The 15,693-nt window shown below is 33.7% G+C and carries 14 protein-coding genes, 2 tRNA genes and 3 pseudogenes; 10 read left to right on the forward strand and 9 right to left on the reverse strand.

What is annotated here, in order from left to right; all coding sequences use genetic code 11:
* Positions 1-99 precede the first annotated feature (99 nt).
* The 3 genes from ACPWTF_RS16765 to ACPWTF_RS16775 all read left to right on the forward strand — a co-directional run bounded on the left by ACPWTF_RS16765 (position 100) and on the right by ACPWTF_RS16775 (position 1,062).
* Positions 100-172 (forward strand) — tRNA-Gly (locus ACPWTF_RS16765).
* A gap of 16 nt (positions 173-188) precedes the next feature.
* Positions 189-274: transfer RNA gene (locus ACPWTF_RS16770), tRNA-Leu, on the forward strand.
* 401 nt (positions 275-675) lie between these two features.
* Positions 676-1,062: a DUF1508 domain-containing protein gene (locus ACPWTF_RS16775; protein WP_427872227.1), complete on the forward strand. Its 387-nt coding sequence runs from the start codon at positions 676-678 to the stop codon at positions 1,060-1,062.
* A gap of 121 nt (positions 1,063-1,183) precedes the next feature.
* Here ACPWTF_RS16775 and ACPWTF_RS16780 read toward each other — a convergent pair whose 3' ends face one another.
* The gene (locus ACPWTF_RS16780) at positions 1,184-1,399 is read right to left on the reverse strand and encodes a PG1828 family lipoprotein (RefSeq protein WP_008467260.1); all 216 of its coding nucleotides are present in this window, start codon (positions 1,397-1,399) and stop codon (positions 1,184-1,186) included.
* A gap of 317 nt (positions 1,400-1,716) precedes the next feature.
* The gene (locus ACPWTF_RS16785) at positions 1,717-2,946 is read right to left on the reverse strand and encodes a 3-deoxy-D-manno-octulosonic acid transferase (protein WP_427872228.1); all 1,230 of its coding nucleotides are present in this window, start codon (positions 2,944-2,946) and stop codon (positions 1,717-1,719) included.
* Between the two features lie 137 nt (positions 2,947-3,083).
* Here ACPWTF_RS16785 and ACPWTF_RS16790 point away from each other — a divergent pair.
* The 5 genes and pseudogenes from ACPWTF_RS16790 (at position 3,084) to ACPWTF_RS16810 (ending at position 6,811) form a co-directional block, all read left to right on the forward strand.
* Positions 3,084-4,215, forward strand: a pseudogene (locus ACPWTF_RS16790) (DegT/DnrJ/EryC1/StrS family aminotransferase).
* A gap of 45 nt (positions 4,216-4,260) precedes the next feature.
* Positions 4,261-5,277: a UDP-glucose 4-epimerase GalE gene (gene galE, locus ACPWTF_RS16795; RefSeq protein ID WP_427872229.1), complete on the forward strand. Its 1,017-nt coding sequence runs from the start codon at positions 4,261-4,263 to the stop codon at positions 5,275-5,277.
* 77 nt (positions 5,278-5,354) lie between these two features.
* Positions 5,355-6,260: a DMT family transporter gene (locus ACPWTF_RS16800; RefSeq protein ID WP_250834064.1), complete on the forward strand. Its 906-nt coding sequence runs from the start codon at positions 5,355-5,357 to the stop codon at positions 6,258-6,260.
* A gap of 51 nt (positions 6,261-6,311) precedes the next feature.
* A complete protein-coding gene (locus tag ACPWTF_RS16805) occupies positions 6,312-6,506 on the forward strand; it encodes a hypothetical protein (RefSeq protein WP_427872231.1) in 195 nt (64 codons plus the stop codon).
* Positions 6,494-6,811, forward strand: a complete 318-nt coding sequence (locus ACPWTF_RS16810; protein WP_427872232.1) for a hypothetical protein — start codon at positions 6,494-6,496, stop codon at positions 6,809-6,811. The genes ACPWTF_RS16805 and ACPWTF_RS16810 overlap by 13 nt, the downstream gene beginning before the upstream one ends.
* An 80-nt stretch (positions 6,812-6,891) precedes the next feature.
* On the opposite strand, the pseudogene fabD reads toward ACPWTF_RS16810, so the two are convergent.
* A pseudogene (gene fabD, locus ACPWTF_RS16815) lies at positions 6,892-7,763 on the reverse strand (ACP S-malonyltransferase).
* A 70-nt stretch (positions 7,764-7,833) separates the two neighbouring features.
* Positions 7,834-8,196 (reverse strand): DUF983 domain-containing protein, encoded by a 363-nt coding sequence (locus tag ACPWTF_RS16820; protein ID WP_427872233.1) that lies wholly within the window; start codon positions 8,194-8,196, stop codon positions 7,834-7,836.
* A 180-nt stretch (positions 8,197-8,376) separates the two neighbouring features.
* Between ACPWTF_RS16820 and ACPWTF_RS16825 the strand changes: the two genes are divergently transcribed.
* A complete protein-coding gene (locus tag ACPWTF_RS16825; RefSeq protein ID WP_427872234.1) occupies positions 8,377-9,237 on the forward strand; it encodes a helix-turn-helix domain-containing protein in 861 nt (286 codons plus the stop codon).
* A gap of 155 nt (positions 9,238-9,392) precedes the next feature.
* Here the strand turns inward: ACPWTF_RS16825 and ACPWTF_RS16830 are convergent, their stop codons facing one another.
* From ACPWTF_RS16830 to ACPWTF_RS16850, 5 genes are all read right to left on the reverse strand, one after another.
* The gene (locus tag ACPWTF_RS16830) at positions 9,393-9,926 is read right to left on the reverse strand and encodes a YceI family protein (RefSeq protein ID WP_427872235.1); all 534 of its coding nucleotides are present in this window, start codon (positions 9,924-9,926) and stop codon (positions 9,393-9,395) included.
* Positions 9,927-10,222: 296 nt separating this feature from the next.
* A complete protein-coding gene (locus tag ACPWTF_RS16835) occupies positions 10,223-10,453 on the reverse strand; it encodes a (4Fe-4S)-binding protein (RefSeq protein ID WP_427872236.1) in 231 nt (76 codons plus the stop codon).
* A 165-nt stretch (positions 10,454-10,618) separates the two neighbouring features.
* On the reverse strand, positions 10,619-11,335 hold the full coding sequence (locus ACPWTF_RS16840; RefSeq protein WP_427872237.1) for a pirin family protein: 717 nt from the start codon (positions 11,333-11,335) through the stop codon (positions 10,619-10,621).
* Between the two features lie 648 nt (positions 11,336-11,983).
* Complete coding sequence (locus tag ACPWTF_RS16845; protein ID WP_427872238.1) at positions 11,984-12,343, reverse strand: hypothetical protein; 360 nt, start codon at positions 12,341-12,343, stop codon at positions 11,984-11,986.
* A 6-nt stretch (positions 12,344-12,349) separates the two neighbouring features.
* Positions 12,350-13,831, reverse strand: coding sequence for a helix-turn-helix domain-containing protein (locus tag ACPWTF_RS16850; protein ID WP_427872239.1), 1,482 nt, complete (start codon positions 13,829-13,831; stop codon positions 12,350-12,352).
* 210 nt (positions 13,832-14,041) lie between these two features.
* On the opposite strand from ACPWTF_RS16850, the pseudogene aceB reads away from it, so the two are divergent.
* Positions 14,042-15,641: pseudogene (gene aceB, locus ACPWTF_RS16855) on the forward strand (malate synthase A).
* Positions 15,642-15,693: the final 52 nt, after the last annotated feature.

Below are 15,693 nucleotides of genomic sequence, written 5' to 3' on the forward strand. Positions count from 1 at the left end.
TTTTGAAAAAACGCTTGTGTAATTGAATAAATGTCCTAAATTTGCACTCGCAATACGAAACAAATTAAGTGTTGCAGTTCTTAAATAGAATTTGAAAATGCGAAAATAGCTCAGTTGGTAGAGCGCGACCTTGCCAAGGTCGAGGTCGCGGGTTCGAGCCCCGTTTTTCGCTCAAAAAACCATACAATGCTCGGATGGTGAAATTGGTAGACACGCTGGACTTAAAATCCAGTGAACAGCAATGTTCGTGCGGGTTCAAGTCCCGCTCTGAGTACTAAAGCCTCTTCTTTTGAAGAGGCTTTTTTTATTTGCAGACTTGCAGATAATAAATTTACGCAGTAAATTTATTAGAATCTCAGAATCTCAGAATCTCAGAATCTCAGAATCTCAGAATCTCAGAATCTCAGAATCTCAGAATCTCAGAATCTCAGAATCTCAGAATCTCAGAATCTCAGAATCTCAGAATCTCAGAATCTCAGAATCTCAGAATCTCAGAATCTCAGAATCTCAGAATCTCAGAATCTCAGAATCTCAGAATCTCAGAATCTCAGAATCTCAGAATCTCAGAATCTCAGAATCTCAGAATCTCAGAATCTCAGAATCTCAGAATCTCAGAATCTCAGAATCTCAGAATCTCAAAAAAAAAATCAACAATCTAAAATCTAAAATTTATAAATGGGTGCTTTTGTAATTAGCAAGCGGTTTAATGATGAATATAAGTTTACGTTTACTTCTCGGAGAGGGAAAGTAATTTTTACGAGTTTGAGTTATGAGTTGAGGTTTGAGTGTGAAGAGGATATTGAAAAGTTTAAAGCGAATATTGAGCTTGCTAAGTTTTTGAAGTTTAAAGGCTCTGGCGGGAAATATTTTTTCAAATTGATGCTTGGTGATGTTCATTTTGCTACAAGTCGAAAATACAGTACAGAATTGCTTTTGCAGAAAGGGGTGAAAGAAATTGTGACTTATTCTTCTAGGTCAGAGATTTTGGATTTTTCTTCGAGTGAATCAATTTTTGGTGACGAAGAATCTGAAGATGAAGAAGTAGAGGAGGCGGCTGAATAAAAAAAAAGCGTTCGCAATTGCGGACGCTTTTTTTATTTGTGGAATTTGCGAAAAAAAAAGTTAATCGCAAAAAAAACCATCTATAAAGATGGTTTTAAAATCGTTAGAACTTAGGTTCTAATTATTTTTTTACTTCTTCTACTTTAGCAGCAGCAGAATCAACTTTAGCAGCAGCAGAATCAACAGTTGCAGCAGCAGAATCAACAACAGCAGCAGCTGAATCAACAGCAACAGCAGTAGAATCTACAGCAGGAGCTTCAGCAGCAGCGTCAGCTTTTTTACAAGATACAACAGTTAAAACAGCAACAACAGCTAAACTTAAAAATACTTTTTTCATCTTACTTTATTATAAAAGGTTAATTATTAATTCGTGGCAAAGATATAAATTTTTTAATATGTAAAATATTTTTTCACTTTTTTTTTAAAATATTTTCCTTACTCACGTTTATCTTATTTATCAAAGAATATGCCAAAATTATAAATTTTTCTTAAATTATCTAATTTCTCGTCTAAATAATTTTTTGTTGAATAATCTTTATGAAAATCAGTTATTTAGTTTCTTTGATTTAGGATTTGTATTGTTTTTTAAGAGTATTTAAGCAGGATCGTTTAGACTTATTTCTTCAATTTTAACACCTTTATCAAGTCAAAAGGCTATGAGATGAGTTTTATGATCGTTTCAGTGGCTCCTTTATGGTCTTGAATAAACGATTTGCAGATTGCGCTTTTTTCTTCTAGAAAGTTTTTATCATTCAATAATTGATCAAAAATCACTTTAAGTTCTGCGCTCGTTGATATGGGCATGCAGCCTCCAATTTTGACTAAATCAACTGCTTCTGCGAACTTCGAATAATTAGGGCCAATTACAATTGGAATTCCAAAAGTAGCAGGCTCTAATATGTTGTGTATTCCTGGGTTTCCAAATCCGCCGCCTACATATGCAATGGTTCCGTAACTATAAATCTTGGTCAAAATGCCAATTGTATCTATTATAAGAACATTATAATTAGATAAATCTTTATTTTCTTTTTCTGAGAATAGAATGGTTGATTTTGTGATTTTCGACAAAAGATCTGAAATTTGATCTGGCTTAATATTATGTGGAGCAATAATGAATTTTACATTTTCAGGAGCTTGATTGATATATTCGGCAATTAGTACTTCGTCTTTTGGCCACGAGCTTCCAACTACAATTGTTGGTTGGTTGTTTTTGAAATTTTCTACAAAATCTAAGCGATTGTCTCTTTCTAAAATAGCATTTACACGATCAAAACGGGTGTCGCCAGAAACAATTACATTTTTAAAACCAAGTGATTCTATTTTTTGTTTAGAGCTTTCATTCTGAACAAAAAAATAGGTGAATGCATTTAATGCTTTTCGGTAAAAACCGCCATACCACTTAAAGAACATTTGATTGTCTCTGAAAATTCCAGAAATTAAATAAGTAGGAGTCTTGCTTTTTTCTAATTCCTTTAAATAGTTTAGCCAGAATTCGTATTTAATAAAAAATGCAAATTCGGGATGAACCAGTTTTAAAAATCGTTTTGCATTACTTTTAGTGTCAAGCGGTAAATAAATGGTCACATCGGCAACTGTGTTATTTTTACGCACTTCGTATCCAGATGGTGAAAAAAAGGTTACAATAATTTTATGTGAGGGATATTTTTCTTTGATTTTTTCTATAACAGGAAGTCCTTGTTCATATTCGCCAAGTGAGGCAGAATGAAACCAGATTGTTTTGTCCTCTGCTTTAATTTTTTCTTCTAATACTGAAAATACATTTTTTCGGCCTTCAATAAAAAGCTTAATTTTTGGACTAAATAGCGCTATGATTTTTAAGAAAAATCCTGCGATGTAAATGGTTAGATTGTATAAAAAAAGCATGTAATTTTTTTTGCAGCTAAATTACATTTCTTTCGACTATTTTCATTGGTTTGAAGCTATTAATAACTATTTTTGTTCCTCCTTTTAGAGATTTCTGCCTAAAAACGGTGTCTTTAATTTTTTTAAATAGATTCAAAATGAAAAAAATACAAATGGTTGACTTAAAGAGTCAATACGAAAAAATAAAATCTACTGTAGATGCTTCAATTCAAGAAGTTTTAGATACAAATACTTATATCAACGGAACCTTTAGTTCATCATTTTCAAAAAAATCTTGAAGATTATTTAGGCGCGAAACACGTTATTCCTTGTGCAAATGGTACTGATGCGTTGCAGATTGCAATGATGGGACTTGGTCTTCAGCCTGGAGACGAAGTTATCACTGCCGATTTTACTTTTGCTGCTACTGTTGAGGTGATTGCTTTATTGCAATTAACTCCAGTTTTGGTTGATGTTGATTTGCATAATATGAACATAGATATTGATGCGGTAAAAAAAGCAATTACGCCAAAAACAAAAGCGATTGTTCCTGTTCATTTATTTGGACGCGCTGCAAATATGGATGCGATTATGGAAATTGCAGCTCAATACAATTTATATGTAATCGAAGATAATGCTCAGGCAATTGGTGCAGATTATGTTTCTAAATCTGGTTCAAAAGTTAAAGTAGGAACAATTGGTCACGTGGCAGCAACTTCATTCTTCCCATCTAAAAACTTAGGATGTTATGGTGACGGAGGAGCGATTTTTACAAATGATGATAAATTGGCTCACATTATCCGCGGAATCGTAAATCACGGAATGTATGAGCGTTACCACCACGATGTTGTAGGTGTAAATTCACGTTTAGATAGTATTCAGGCTGGAGTTTTAAATGCAAAATTACCACTTTTAGATGAATACAATCAAGCACGTCGTTTGGCAGCAACTAAATACAATGCAGCTTTCGCTGGAAATGCGCATATCATAACTCCAGATTTTGATGCAAACGAAAATGATCACGTTTTTCATCAATATGTATTAAGAATCGTTGATGCAGATCGTAATGCTTTAATGCAACATTTATTGGATAAAGGAATTCCTTGTGCAATTTATTATCCAATTCCGCTTCACTCTCAAAAAGCATATTTAGATCCTCGTTATAAAGAAGAACAATTTCCTGTAACAAATCAATTAGTTCAAGAAGTAATTGCTTTACCAATGCATACAGAACTTGATGATGAACAGATTAAATATATTACAGACAGCGTAATCGAATTTTTAAAATAAAACAATTTAAATATTAGCCAAAATATAACCGCAAACCACCACGAAATGAAAGTATTAGTAACAGGAGGATTAGGATTTATTGGATCTCACACCGTAGTCGAATTGCAAAATGAAGGCTTCGAAGTAGTGATTATTGATAACCTTTCCAATTCTTCAGAAGATGTTTTAAATGGAATTACAGCAATTACAGGGAAAACACCTTTATTTGAAAAATTAGATTTAAGAGAAAAGACTGCAGTGCAGGATTTTTTTAAAAAACATAATGATGTTACTGGGGTAATTCATTTTGCGGCCTCAAAAGCAGTGGGCGAAAGTGTTGAGCAGCCTTTATTGTATTATGAAAACAACATTAGCAGTTTAATTTATCTTTTACAGGAATTACAGCAAAAACCTGAAGCAAGTTTTATTTTTAGCTCGTCTTGTACCGTTTACGGTCAAGCCGAAAAAATGCCAATTACAGAAGATGCTCCAGTTCAGTTGGCAATGTCTCCTTACGGAAACACAAAACAGATTGGAGAAGAAATTATTACAGACACCGCGAAAGTTACCAATATCAGCGCGATTTTATTGCGTTACTTTAACCCGGTTGGAGCTCACGAATCAGTAGAAATTGGAGAATTGCCTTTGGGGGTTCCTCAAAATTTAGTGCCTTTTATTACACAAACAGGTGTAGGAATGCGCCAGGAATTATCTGTTTTTGGTAATGATTACCCAACTCCAGACGGAACTGCAGTTCGCGATTATATTCACGTTGTCGATTTAGCAAAAGCACACGTAATTGCTTTACAGCGTTTGTTAAATAAAAAGAATTTAGCAAAAGTGGAAACCTTCAATTTAGGAACTGGAAAGGGAAGTTCTGTTCTTGAAGTGATTCATAGTTTTGAAAAAGTCAGCGGTAAAAAACTGCCTTATAAGATGATGCCTCGCCGCGAAGGTGATATTACTGAAGCTTACGCAAATACAGATAAGGCAAATAACGTCTTAGGATGGAAGGCTGAACTAAGTCTTGATAAAGCGATGGCAAGCGCCTGGGAATGGGAACAAAAAGTAAGGAATAAGTAATTTTTAAATAAAATTATAATTTTTTAAAGTCCCAGATTATAGTAATATAGTTTGGGACTTTTTTTTAAAGCATTTTTATGAAACAAAATTTAGATTATAAATTAATTTTTGCTCTTGCAGCAGTTGGAATTATCTGGGGAACAACCTTTTTAGGAATTCGCGTTGCAGTTGAAACGATTCCGCCTTGGTTTGTAACTTCAATTCGCCAGGGATTAGCGGGATTGATCATGATGACAATTTTATTGTTTAAGAAAGAGTTAAAATGGATTGGATGGGAGAATTTAAAACATCAGCTCGTTCCTTCTGTGTTAATGATTGTAATAGCAAATGGGTTTACAACCATAGCCGAGCAGACTGTACCTAGCGGATTAGCATCTGTGATAAGTGCCTTGTCTCCGATACTTATTTTTCTAGGCAGCATTATGTTTGGACTGCAAAAAATGAGTTTAAGAGGATTTATAGGTGTAATTATTGGATTTTCAGGGGTGGTTTTTATTTTTAAAGACGGCCTCGGATCCTTTTTAGATGCTGATTATAGAACCGGAATGATGTTCATGGGATTTGCGATATTGGCTTGGGCTGGAGGAACAATTTATACCAAACTTCATGGGAATAAATCTAAAAATATAATTCTTAATTTATTTTACCAGTTTACAATGGCTTCGTGCATCCAGATTGTTTTGGCATTTATTTTTTCGCCCAATATTGATGTGAGCTTATGGAGTTCTAAAAGTATTTTAGCAGCATTGTATTTGTCGATTTTTGGATCTGTAATTGCTTTTTTTAGCTATAATTACGCTCTGAAACATGTTACAGCAGTGCAGGTTTCTATTTTATCGTACATCAATACGATAATTGCAGTTTTTCTAGGCTGGCTGCTTTTAGACGAAGTGATTACAATAGATTTTATTATTGCTACAGCTTTAATTATTCTCGGTGTTTTTATTGTAAATTACAAGAAGAAGGAAAAGAAAGTTTTGTAAAATCTGATTCATTTTATTTTGTAAATTTGTAAGAATTAAAATGTAGGAATAATGGGCTCGGATAAAGAAAATAAAAAGAACAAGGTTGAAGAACCAAGAGTAGAATACGAAGTTCAAAAACCAAAATTTAAAGGTATAGATCGTGAAACTTTCGATTTTGATGCGGAATTTGCAAAAGGATTGACGCCAGAGGAGTTTAAAGCTGAAATGTCTAAAAGAATAAAAGCTTATCCTTGGAAAAAATAATTTTTGAAAATAACGTTCTGGAATATTTTGATAATTTAGTTTATACACTTTTTAAGGAAGAGTATTTTGGTTTTTCTGAATCTGCTCAGAATTATATAGATAAAATTGTTGGTTTTATTATTTCGAGTGTTTCAAGTTTTCCTCATAAGAAAACTCCAAAACCGCTTCAATATTTAGGATTAAATTATATCTTTTATAAATCTAATACGAGAACGACTTGGTACATTTTTTTTGAAAAACGAAATCAAAATTATCTTATTACTGGAATTCTAAATAATTACAGTGTAGAAGCAAAAGAGTTATAAAAGTAAAAATCCTCATAAACAATCTGTTCATGAGGATTTTTTATAAATATTGTTTTAACTGATTACTGACAACTTAAAAATTACGCATTAGCAACAGCAGCTTCTTTATCAATTTTATTAATCAATCCAGTTAAAACTTTTCCAGGCCAACTTCAGTGAATAAAGTAGCGCCGTCAGCGATCATTTGCTGTACTGACTGAGTCCATTTTACAGGAGCAGTCAATTGAATGATTAAGTTCTTTTTAATTTCGTTTGCATCAGAAACCGCATTGGCAGTTACATTTTGATACACTGGGCAAATAGGAGCAGAGAAAGTAGTTGCTTCAATTGCGGCAGCCAATTCTTCTCTTGCTGGCTCCATCATTGGAGAGTGAAAAGCTCCTCCAACAGGTAAAATCAAAGCACGTTTTGCTCCAGCAGCTTTCATTGCTTCGCAAGCTTTTTCAACAGCAGTAGTTTCGCCAGAAATTACTAATTGTCCAGGGCAGTTATAGTTTGCAGCAACCACAATACCGTCGATAGAAGCACAAACTTCTTCCACAACATTATCCGCTAAACCTAAAACAGCAGCCATTGTAGATGGGGTGATTTCGCAAGCTTTTTGCATCGCCAAAGCACGCTGAGAAACTAATTTAAGACCATCTTCAAAAGATAAAGTTCCGTTAGCAACTAAAGCTGAAAATTCTCCTAATGAATGTCCTGCAACCATTTCCGGTTTGAAATTTTCTAAAGTTTTAGCTAAAATAACAGAGTGCAAAAATACAGCTGGTTGCGTTACTTTAGTTTCTTTTAGTTCTTCGGCAGTGCCTTCAAACATGATATCTGTAATTCTGAAACCTAGAATTTCATTTGCTTTTTCGAATAATTCTTTGGCTAAAGCCGAATTTTCATAAAGGTCTTTACCCATTCCTGTGAATTGCGCACCTTGACCCGGAAATACGTATGCTTTCATTTGTCTAATTTGTTTTTTATTTTTTTTGATTGAAAATTAGTTTCAATTGAGAGGCAAAAGTACTATTTTTTTAGCTCGTATATCCCTTAAACATATAAATCCATGCTAATCTTGAAAATCTAAGATTAAAAGGAGTCAGTAAAGTAATCACAATAGCAATAATAGGAAGGATTCTTAAATCGAAGTTTGTTTCGAAAAAATACTGTGCAATACAATAGGTTGCAATTCCTTGAGCAACTGTTAATCCGTAGTTTACATACATAGCGCCAAAGAAATAACCAGGCTCTTTTTGGAATTTATAATTGCAATGACTGCAGTATTCATTCATTTTCGGAAAACTGAAATTCAGAAAAATATTTTTGTCTGTAAAAACTTTTCCTTTATGACAAACAGGACATTCGTTTTTTAAAATATGAGTTAATGCGCTTGACATGATATTGTTGATTTTTGTTTATACAAAGGTAATTCAGAGCATTATAAAAGTCTTTTTAGTATCTTCGCTTATTATAGCACAATAAAGACATTTTGATTTAAAATTTTCAAAAAGCAAATTCCAAATTACAAAATGGAAAACGGGGGATTTTTATAATCAAGAAAATAAATAATACCTATTATGAAAAAATATCCCATTTATAGTGTTCAGAATTTTAGCTGTAACGACATTCATCGTGATTTTTATGTAAATACTTTTAAAGAGCATTTAAAAAGTCACAGTTTTGTAGAAGAACCGCATCGCCACGATTCCTATTTAATGGTCTTTTTTACAAAGGGGTCGGGATTGCATGAAGTCGATTTTGATCAATTCGAAATCAAAAGAGGAAGTCTTTTTGTGCTTCAACCTGGACAAATGCACCATTGGAATTTATCGGAAGATATTGAAGGTTTCGTTATTATCTTTTCACAGGAATTGTACAATCTGTATTTCGGACAGAAAAAAATCAACGATTACAATTTTTACCATTCCATTCAAAACCGCCCCGAGATGGTTTTTGAAGAAAAGGAAATCCCGAAAATCCTACCTTATTTCGATTTGTTGATTCAAGAAAATAATCAAGCTAATAAATACCAATTAGACAAATTATTGAATTTATTGGATTGCATTCATATCGAAGTCGCCAGAAAATATGGCGAAACGTATTCGCATCAAACCCATTCTTACAATATTAAAATCAATACGTTTGAATCGCTTTTAGAAGAATATTTCAGAACAGAGAAACTACCTTCATTTTATGCAGAAAAACTAAATATTACGTTGAAGCATTTAAACAGAATCTGTAACGAAATTCTCCAAAAAACAGCAACAGAAGTAATTACAGACCGAGTGATTTTGGAAATAAAAAGAATGCTGATCGACAAACAATTAGCTGTAAATGAAGTAGCATTCAAAGTCGGTTACGAAGATTATTCGTATTTCTCCAGATTCTTCAAAAAACAAACCGGAATGTCGCCGACTGAATTTAGAAATATAAAGTAAAAAAGGGTTTCGACTTCGCTCAGTCTGACATATGATATCTTTAAGAATACGATTGTCAGGCTGAGCGAAGTCGAAGCCCCGTTCCTAAAAGCAAAAATCCCATACTAAAAAGTACAGGATTTCTTAACCAACCAATTAAATCCGAGAATGCTTAATTAGGCTTGTTTTACAAATTGTAATTCGATGTTTAATTTTACTTCTTCACCTACTAAAACGCCACCTGTTTCAAGAGCTGAGTTCCAGTTTAAACCCCAATCTTTACGATTAATTTTTCCTTCTATGCTTAAACCTACTTTTGTATTTCCCCAAGGATCAGTCATGATTCCGCTAAATTCAACTGGGAATTTTACTGTTTTAGAAACACCTTTAATGTCTAAATCTCCAGTTAATTCATATTCACCATCATTGATTTTTTTGAAAGCAGAAGATTTGAAAGTTAATTTCGGGTGATTTTCAGCGTCAAAGAAATCACCGCTTCTTAAATGTCCGTCACGATCCGCGTTTGCAGTGTCTACTGAAGCAATATCAGCAGAAAAACTGAACTCTGCATTATCAAAACTTTCTCCTTCTGTGATTGCAGAAGCATCATAAGTTCCGAATTTTCCTGAAACATTTGTAAACATCATGTGTTTAACTTTAAAACCAATTTCTGAGTGAGTTGGGTCAATTGACCATTTTGTAGTTGCCATAATTTTATTTTTTTAAATAATTAATTTGTTTCATTTTGATAGGACAAAGTTACGGTGACAGTTGTCCTGAAGCACTTAACCTAGATTAAGAAATGAAAAATGTGATTGTTTTTGCCACAGATTACACAGATTAAAAGGATTAAAAGAAATATTGCCACGAATTTCCACAAATTTCCACAAATTTCAATTCAATTTATTTCGAGCAATTGCTACGCCTGTTCGCTATCGCTCGAGACGTGGCGAAAAAAATCAATTTAATCCTTTTAATCTGTGGCGAAAAAAACTAATGCTTAAGCTTAGTTTTTGCTATTCATATAAAATGTCAGCGCTCCCGAAGGACATTTATTAACAGTAGAAATTATTTTCTCAGTTGTAGATTGTTCTGGAGTAATCCACGGTTTTTCTTTTGGGAGAAAAACATCTGGATTGTTTTTGACACAATTGGCAGAATGAATGCATTTTCCAGATTGCCATACAATCGTAACTTCTCCGTTTGTATATTCTTTAGTTAGGTTATTTGGATTCATGGTTTTAAAATTTTAAGGATGAATTTAATTTTAAAGTCAGACCAATTTCTTATTCATAAAGTTAGTCTTTCTTTTTTGAAATGGAGCAAAAAAAGAAACGATAATAATCTGATTTCCAGATTTATTATCGTTTCAAAGTACAGGTATTAATTGTTTTTGTTTGAATTAATAATTCATCGGAATGTCCATTAATAAAAATTCAGCATCTGTATTGGCTTTAATATTTAAAACATCAGTTCCTGAAATTCCAACTGCATCACGAGAGTTTAATTCCTGACCGTTGATGGTTACATTTCCTTTTAAAACGAAAGCATAAACTCCGTTTCCTTCTTTTTTGATTTTATATTCGGCCGTAACTCCAGAATCGAAATTACCCATATTGAACCATGCGTCTTGGTGAATCCAAACCCCTTCATCATCTGCATTTGGAGATAAAACCTGAGACAATTTATTGTGTCTATCGGCAACATCCAAAGTAATTTGTTGGTAACGTGGCGTAACATTTCTTTTGTTTGGAAACAACCAAATCTGCAACAATTTAGTCTGCTGATCTTCATTCGGGTTAAACTCACTGTGCTGAATTCCAGTTCCTGCACTCATTACCTGAATATCACCGTTTTTGATCACTTCCGTATTTCCCATGCTATCTTTGTGAGCCAAATCACCTTCCAACGGAATCGTAATAATTTCCATATTATCGTGAGGGTGAGTTCCAAATCCCATTCCCGCAGCAATCGTATCATCGTTCAAAACACGAAGCGCTCCAAACTGAATTCTATCGGGATTGTACCAGCTCGCAAAACTAAAGCTATGATAAGCGTTCAACCATCCGTGATTTGCATTTCCTCTTGTGTCTGCTTTGTGCAATACTATATTTTCCATGATTTTGTCTTTTATTGATTTTGATAGTACAAAGATACAGTCGATGTAGACGAAAAGCACTTAATGTAGATTAAGAAAGATTCTGAGGTTTTAAGATGCTGAGATGCTAAGTTTTTTTCGGGAGCAGAAGTATCGTTTTCAAAAGACGTTTAGTCCCGCTATCCGTTTCAATCTTTTGTGTCTCGTTAAAGGAACGAGACACAAAAGGATTTCCACTTCTATCGGGGCTATTTTAGAAGTTTTTAGTTTTCAGAAGAAGTTTTATTTACGATTGAACACAAAGTGTAACCACAAAGTTTGTCATCCTGAGGAACGAAGGATACACTCGGAAGTTGACAAAGATTGGAAATTAACATGTTTTTACCTCAAAGTCACCATAAAGTTTGTCATTTCGACGAAGGAGAAATCTTCGCAAGTAACTCTACAAAGATTGGAAATTTTAAAGGTTTTTTATCTTCAAATTAACCATACAGTTTGTGATCCTGAGGGACGAAGGATCACACTAGAAATTGCGCCTGCATAATCGCCAATCTTTGTCGACTTCCGACTGTGATCCTTCGTTCCTAAGGATGACAAGATTGCGTTAGACAATTGCACTCAAAGAAAAATAATCTTTGCGACTTAGCGTCTTTGCGAGATTATTAAAAACTACTTAATCCTAACCAATTTGCCTTTCCCTACCACTTCATCAAGATAATTCGCAGAAGGGCTTTTCTTATCATGCATAAAAAAAGGAATTGTATCTTTTTCGATTTGGTCTTTTGGAATACTGATAATCAAATCGGTATTAATGAAATTATCCAATAGTATTACATTGCCATAAGAAACTTTTCCTTTCGGCAAATATTTGTTATCAAAGGCAAAAATGCTGTCCTTAAAAGTAATTTTATCTTTTAGGATATAATCATTATCGTTTTCAATCAAATAATTGTATCGGCCAGTAAGTTTATCTGTTTTCTGGTTGAAGTTAATGAAAAACAGCGTGATGAGTAAAGCAAAATATTTCATGGCATTCTAACTATATTGATTCATAAATTGCTGTACAACAGCATCTGTATTCTCGTGGCGTTTTTTTCTTTCTAAAACAATTGGTGGGGCGGCTCTTTCTAAGCAATCTTTGACAGCGCAAGTCTCACAAGTTACACCAACAATTCGTTTCACCAAAGGTTTTCCGTCGATGAATTTGAATTTCTTTTTCATGGTTGGATTGATCAAAATTCCAACAGAAATACTTCGAATGGTATCATGCAAAAAAGGATCTTTTGTTGCCGATGAAAATACTAAATATTCGTTTCCGCTATTGGCATAACTCGATATTTGGGCATCAAAAAAATGAGATTTGTTTTGTTTGATCGCTTCGTCAATTGTTTTTACCGAAACCCATCTTCTGCAATAATGTTCGTTGGTTTCATTCGCATGTGGTTCTTGCTGATGTGTAATATGCAACTCTTTATTGATCTGGTAAAAATCAGAATCGATTTTATGTGATAATCTTAAAAAGAATAAATTTTTCAACTGAAAATCTTTCGGCAATAAATTGGTCAATCTTTGGTAAAAAGATTCGGGCGAAACTTCAAAACTTTCAATTAATTGAACAAATTCTTCGGGTTTTGGATTTTCATTTTCTAAAAAAGAATTGATTTTATCGACAACTAATTTTCTCGGCAATAATAAAGCACCGGCAAAATAAGAAGCATAAAAGTTATGCAAAACCTGATCGAAATTTTCAAACTTAATCCAGCTGAAAGTCAGTAATCGATCGGATATTTTTAGATAATTATAAGCGATTTCTTTAGCTAAAATAAAAGCTTTTTGTGGAGCGTCAAGTTCGGTAGAAAGCAATAAAGTTTTGCTTGTCGGAACATAAATAGAGCGCAAATCGCCCAAAGCTTCCTGATCTGTAAAAACGATTTCTTTGATATTATATTCGTATTCTTCTTTTAAAATAGCTTCCAATTCTTCAACGCTGATTTTAGAATCCAGGTTAATCTGAAAAGACTTTGAAAACGCAACTACTCTTTCTTCCAAATCTTCAAAATAATTACTGTGCGCTTCTTGATACGAGCGCAAAGCCGCCAAAAAGAAACTTTCTCGACTTAAATTGTAATGTTGTGCGATTTCGATTATTGTACTAATAAACGCATTGACTTTTGCTGGAGCATTCGCAATAATATCGATTAAATCCGCTTCCTGGATCCCGAAAAGCTCGAGCGGAATCTCTTTTAAAATTCCTGATTTCAAGATTTCGCCAATAGGAGCGAGGTTGTTGTCGAGTTTTAAAGATACCATTTGGTCGTAATTCACGTCCAAATGTTCACAAAGAAGCAGAATTTTATCTGTTTTTGGATATTTTTTTCCCTTTTCAATTTCGTTTAAGTACGATTTTGAAAGATTGGTCAGTTTGGCTAAGCCAAAAAGAGACAAGTTTTTTTGCGTTCGAACTTGTTTCATTTTTAGCCCAAAAATCAGCTTTATATAGTCTTTTTCGATATCCATAATCCAAATGTAAGTAATCTAAAAATAATCGCCAAAAAAATATTTTTAAAATTTAGCGAACGTTCGCTTGTTTTGTGAAAAACTTTTTTATAACATTGTATCGTTGAAACTTGTTAATTATGAATTAGTTATGATTGAGTTGTTTTGATACGATGAAAAGGATTGAATAGAAAATCTGTTTAGTCAAATTAAAAATTAAAATCTGCAGCTATGAAAAACCAATTAGAGATTACTGAAATGGCTATAGAATTCCTAGCCGACAAAAAGCTTGCTTATCCAAAAATCTGGACAGAAGAAGCGACTGCGTTTATTATCGAATTGCACAGAAAATTCGAATCGCAAAGAAAATTATTGCTTTTACAGAGAGAACAGAAACAAGTCACTTTTGATCAGGGAATCATGCCCGTTTTTACTCCTGAAACAAAAAGCATCAGAGAAAGTAATTGGACAGCTGGAGAAATTCCTAAAGATTTACTGGATCGAAGAGTGGAAATTACTGGTCCAGTTGACCGTAAAATGATTATCAATGCTTTGAATTCTGGCGCCAAAACGTTTATGGCCGATTTTGAAGACAGCACTTCGCCAACTTGGCAAAACCTGATGGATGGGCAAGTGAATTTAATTGATGCAGTAAAAAAAACAATTACGTTTACAGATTTGGTTAAACAGAAATCGTATCATTTGAATGAAAAAACAGCAACGCTGATTGTTCGCCCAAGAGGTTTGCATTTGCCAGAAAAGCATGTTTTAATTGAAGGAAAAGAAATTTCGGGTTCTTTGATAGATTTCGGACTGTATGTTTTTCATAATCATAAACGACTTTTGGAAAATAATTCTGGCGCATTTCTACATTCCGAAATTAGAACATTATCTGGAAGCGCGCTGGTGGAATAACGTAATTGATTTTACCGAGGATTATTTGAAACTGAAAAGAGGAACGATAAAAGTGACGGTTTTAATTGAAACCATAACGGCAAGTTTTCAGCTGGATGAAATTATTCACGAATTGAAAGACCATATTGTTGGCTTGAATTGCGGACGTTGGGATTACATTTTCTCATACATCAAGAAGTTTAGAAAAAATCCAAAATTCATTGTTCCAGATCGCGATCAGGTAAATATGACTTCGCCTTTTATGAATGCCTATTCGAATTTGGTAATTCAGAGATGTCATAAAAGAGGAATTCATGCGATTGGTGGAATGGCAGCACAGATTCCGATTCGAAACAATCAAGAAGCCAATGCAGTTGCTTTTGCAAAAGTAAAAACCGACAAAGAGCGTGAAGTTCGAAACGGTCATGACGGAACTTGGGTAGCGCATCCAGATTTAGTTGCAATAGCAAAAGAGATTTTTGATAAAGGAATGCCAACTCCAAATCAGATTCATATAAAAAGAGAACATCGAAAAATTACAGAAGCCGATTTGATTGAACCGCCAATTGGAATCATCACTGAAAATGGTGTTCGAAAAAATATCAATGTTGGAGTTTTGTATTTGGCTTCCTGGCTGAACGGACAAGGTGCTGCAGCATTGCATAATTTGATGGAAGACGCAGCAACGGCCGAAATTTCAAGATCGCAATTGTGGCAATGGCTTCAGAATAAAGTGTTTTTGGATAATGGACGAAAATTAGATTTGGCTTATTATCATGAATTGGCTTTAGATGAATTCAGTAAAATCAAAGAGGAATTAGGCGAAGAAAATCATGAAAAACAACAATTTCCATTAGCTGAAAAAGTATTGGAAAGATTAGTGGTAAATTCAGATTTCGTTGATTTCTTGACGATTCCGTGTTACAAATACTTATAAACTTTTAAAATCTGCTCAATCTGCCAGATCTGCGAGCGAATAATTTTTTTCC

Origin of the sequence: Flavobacterium sp. MMS24-S5 (assembly GCF_050320125.1) — a bacterium.
Classification (GTDB): domain Bacteria; phylum Bacteroidota; class Bacteroidia; order Flavobacteriales; family Flavobacteriaceae; genus Flavobacterium; species Flavobacterium tyrosinilyticum.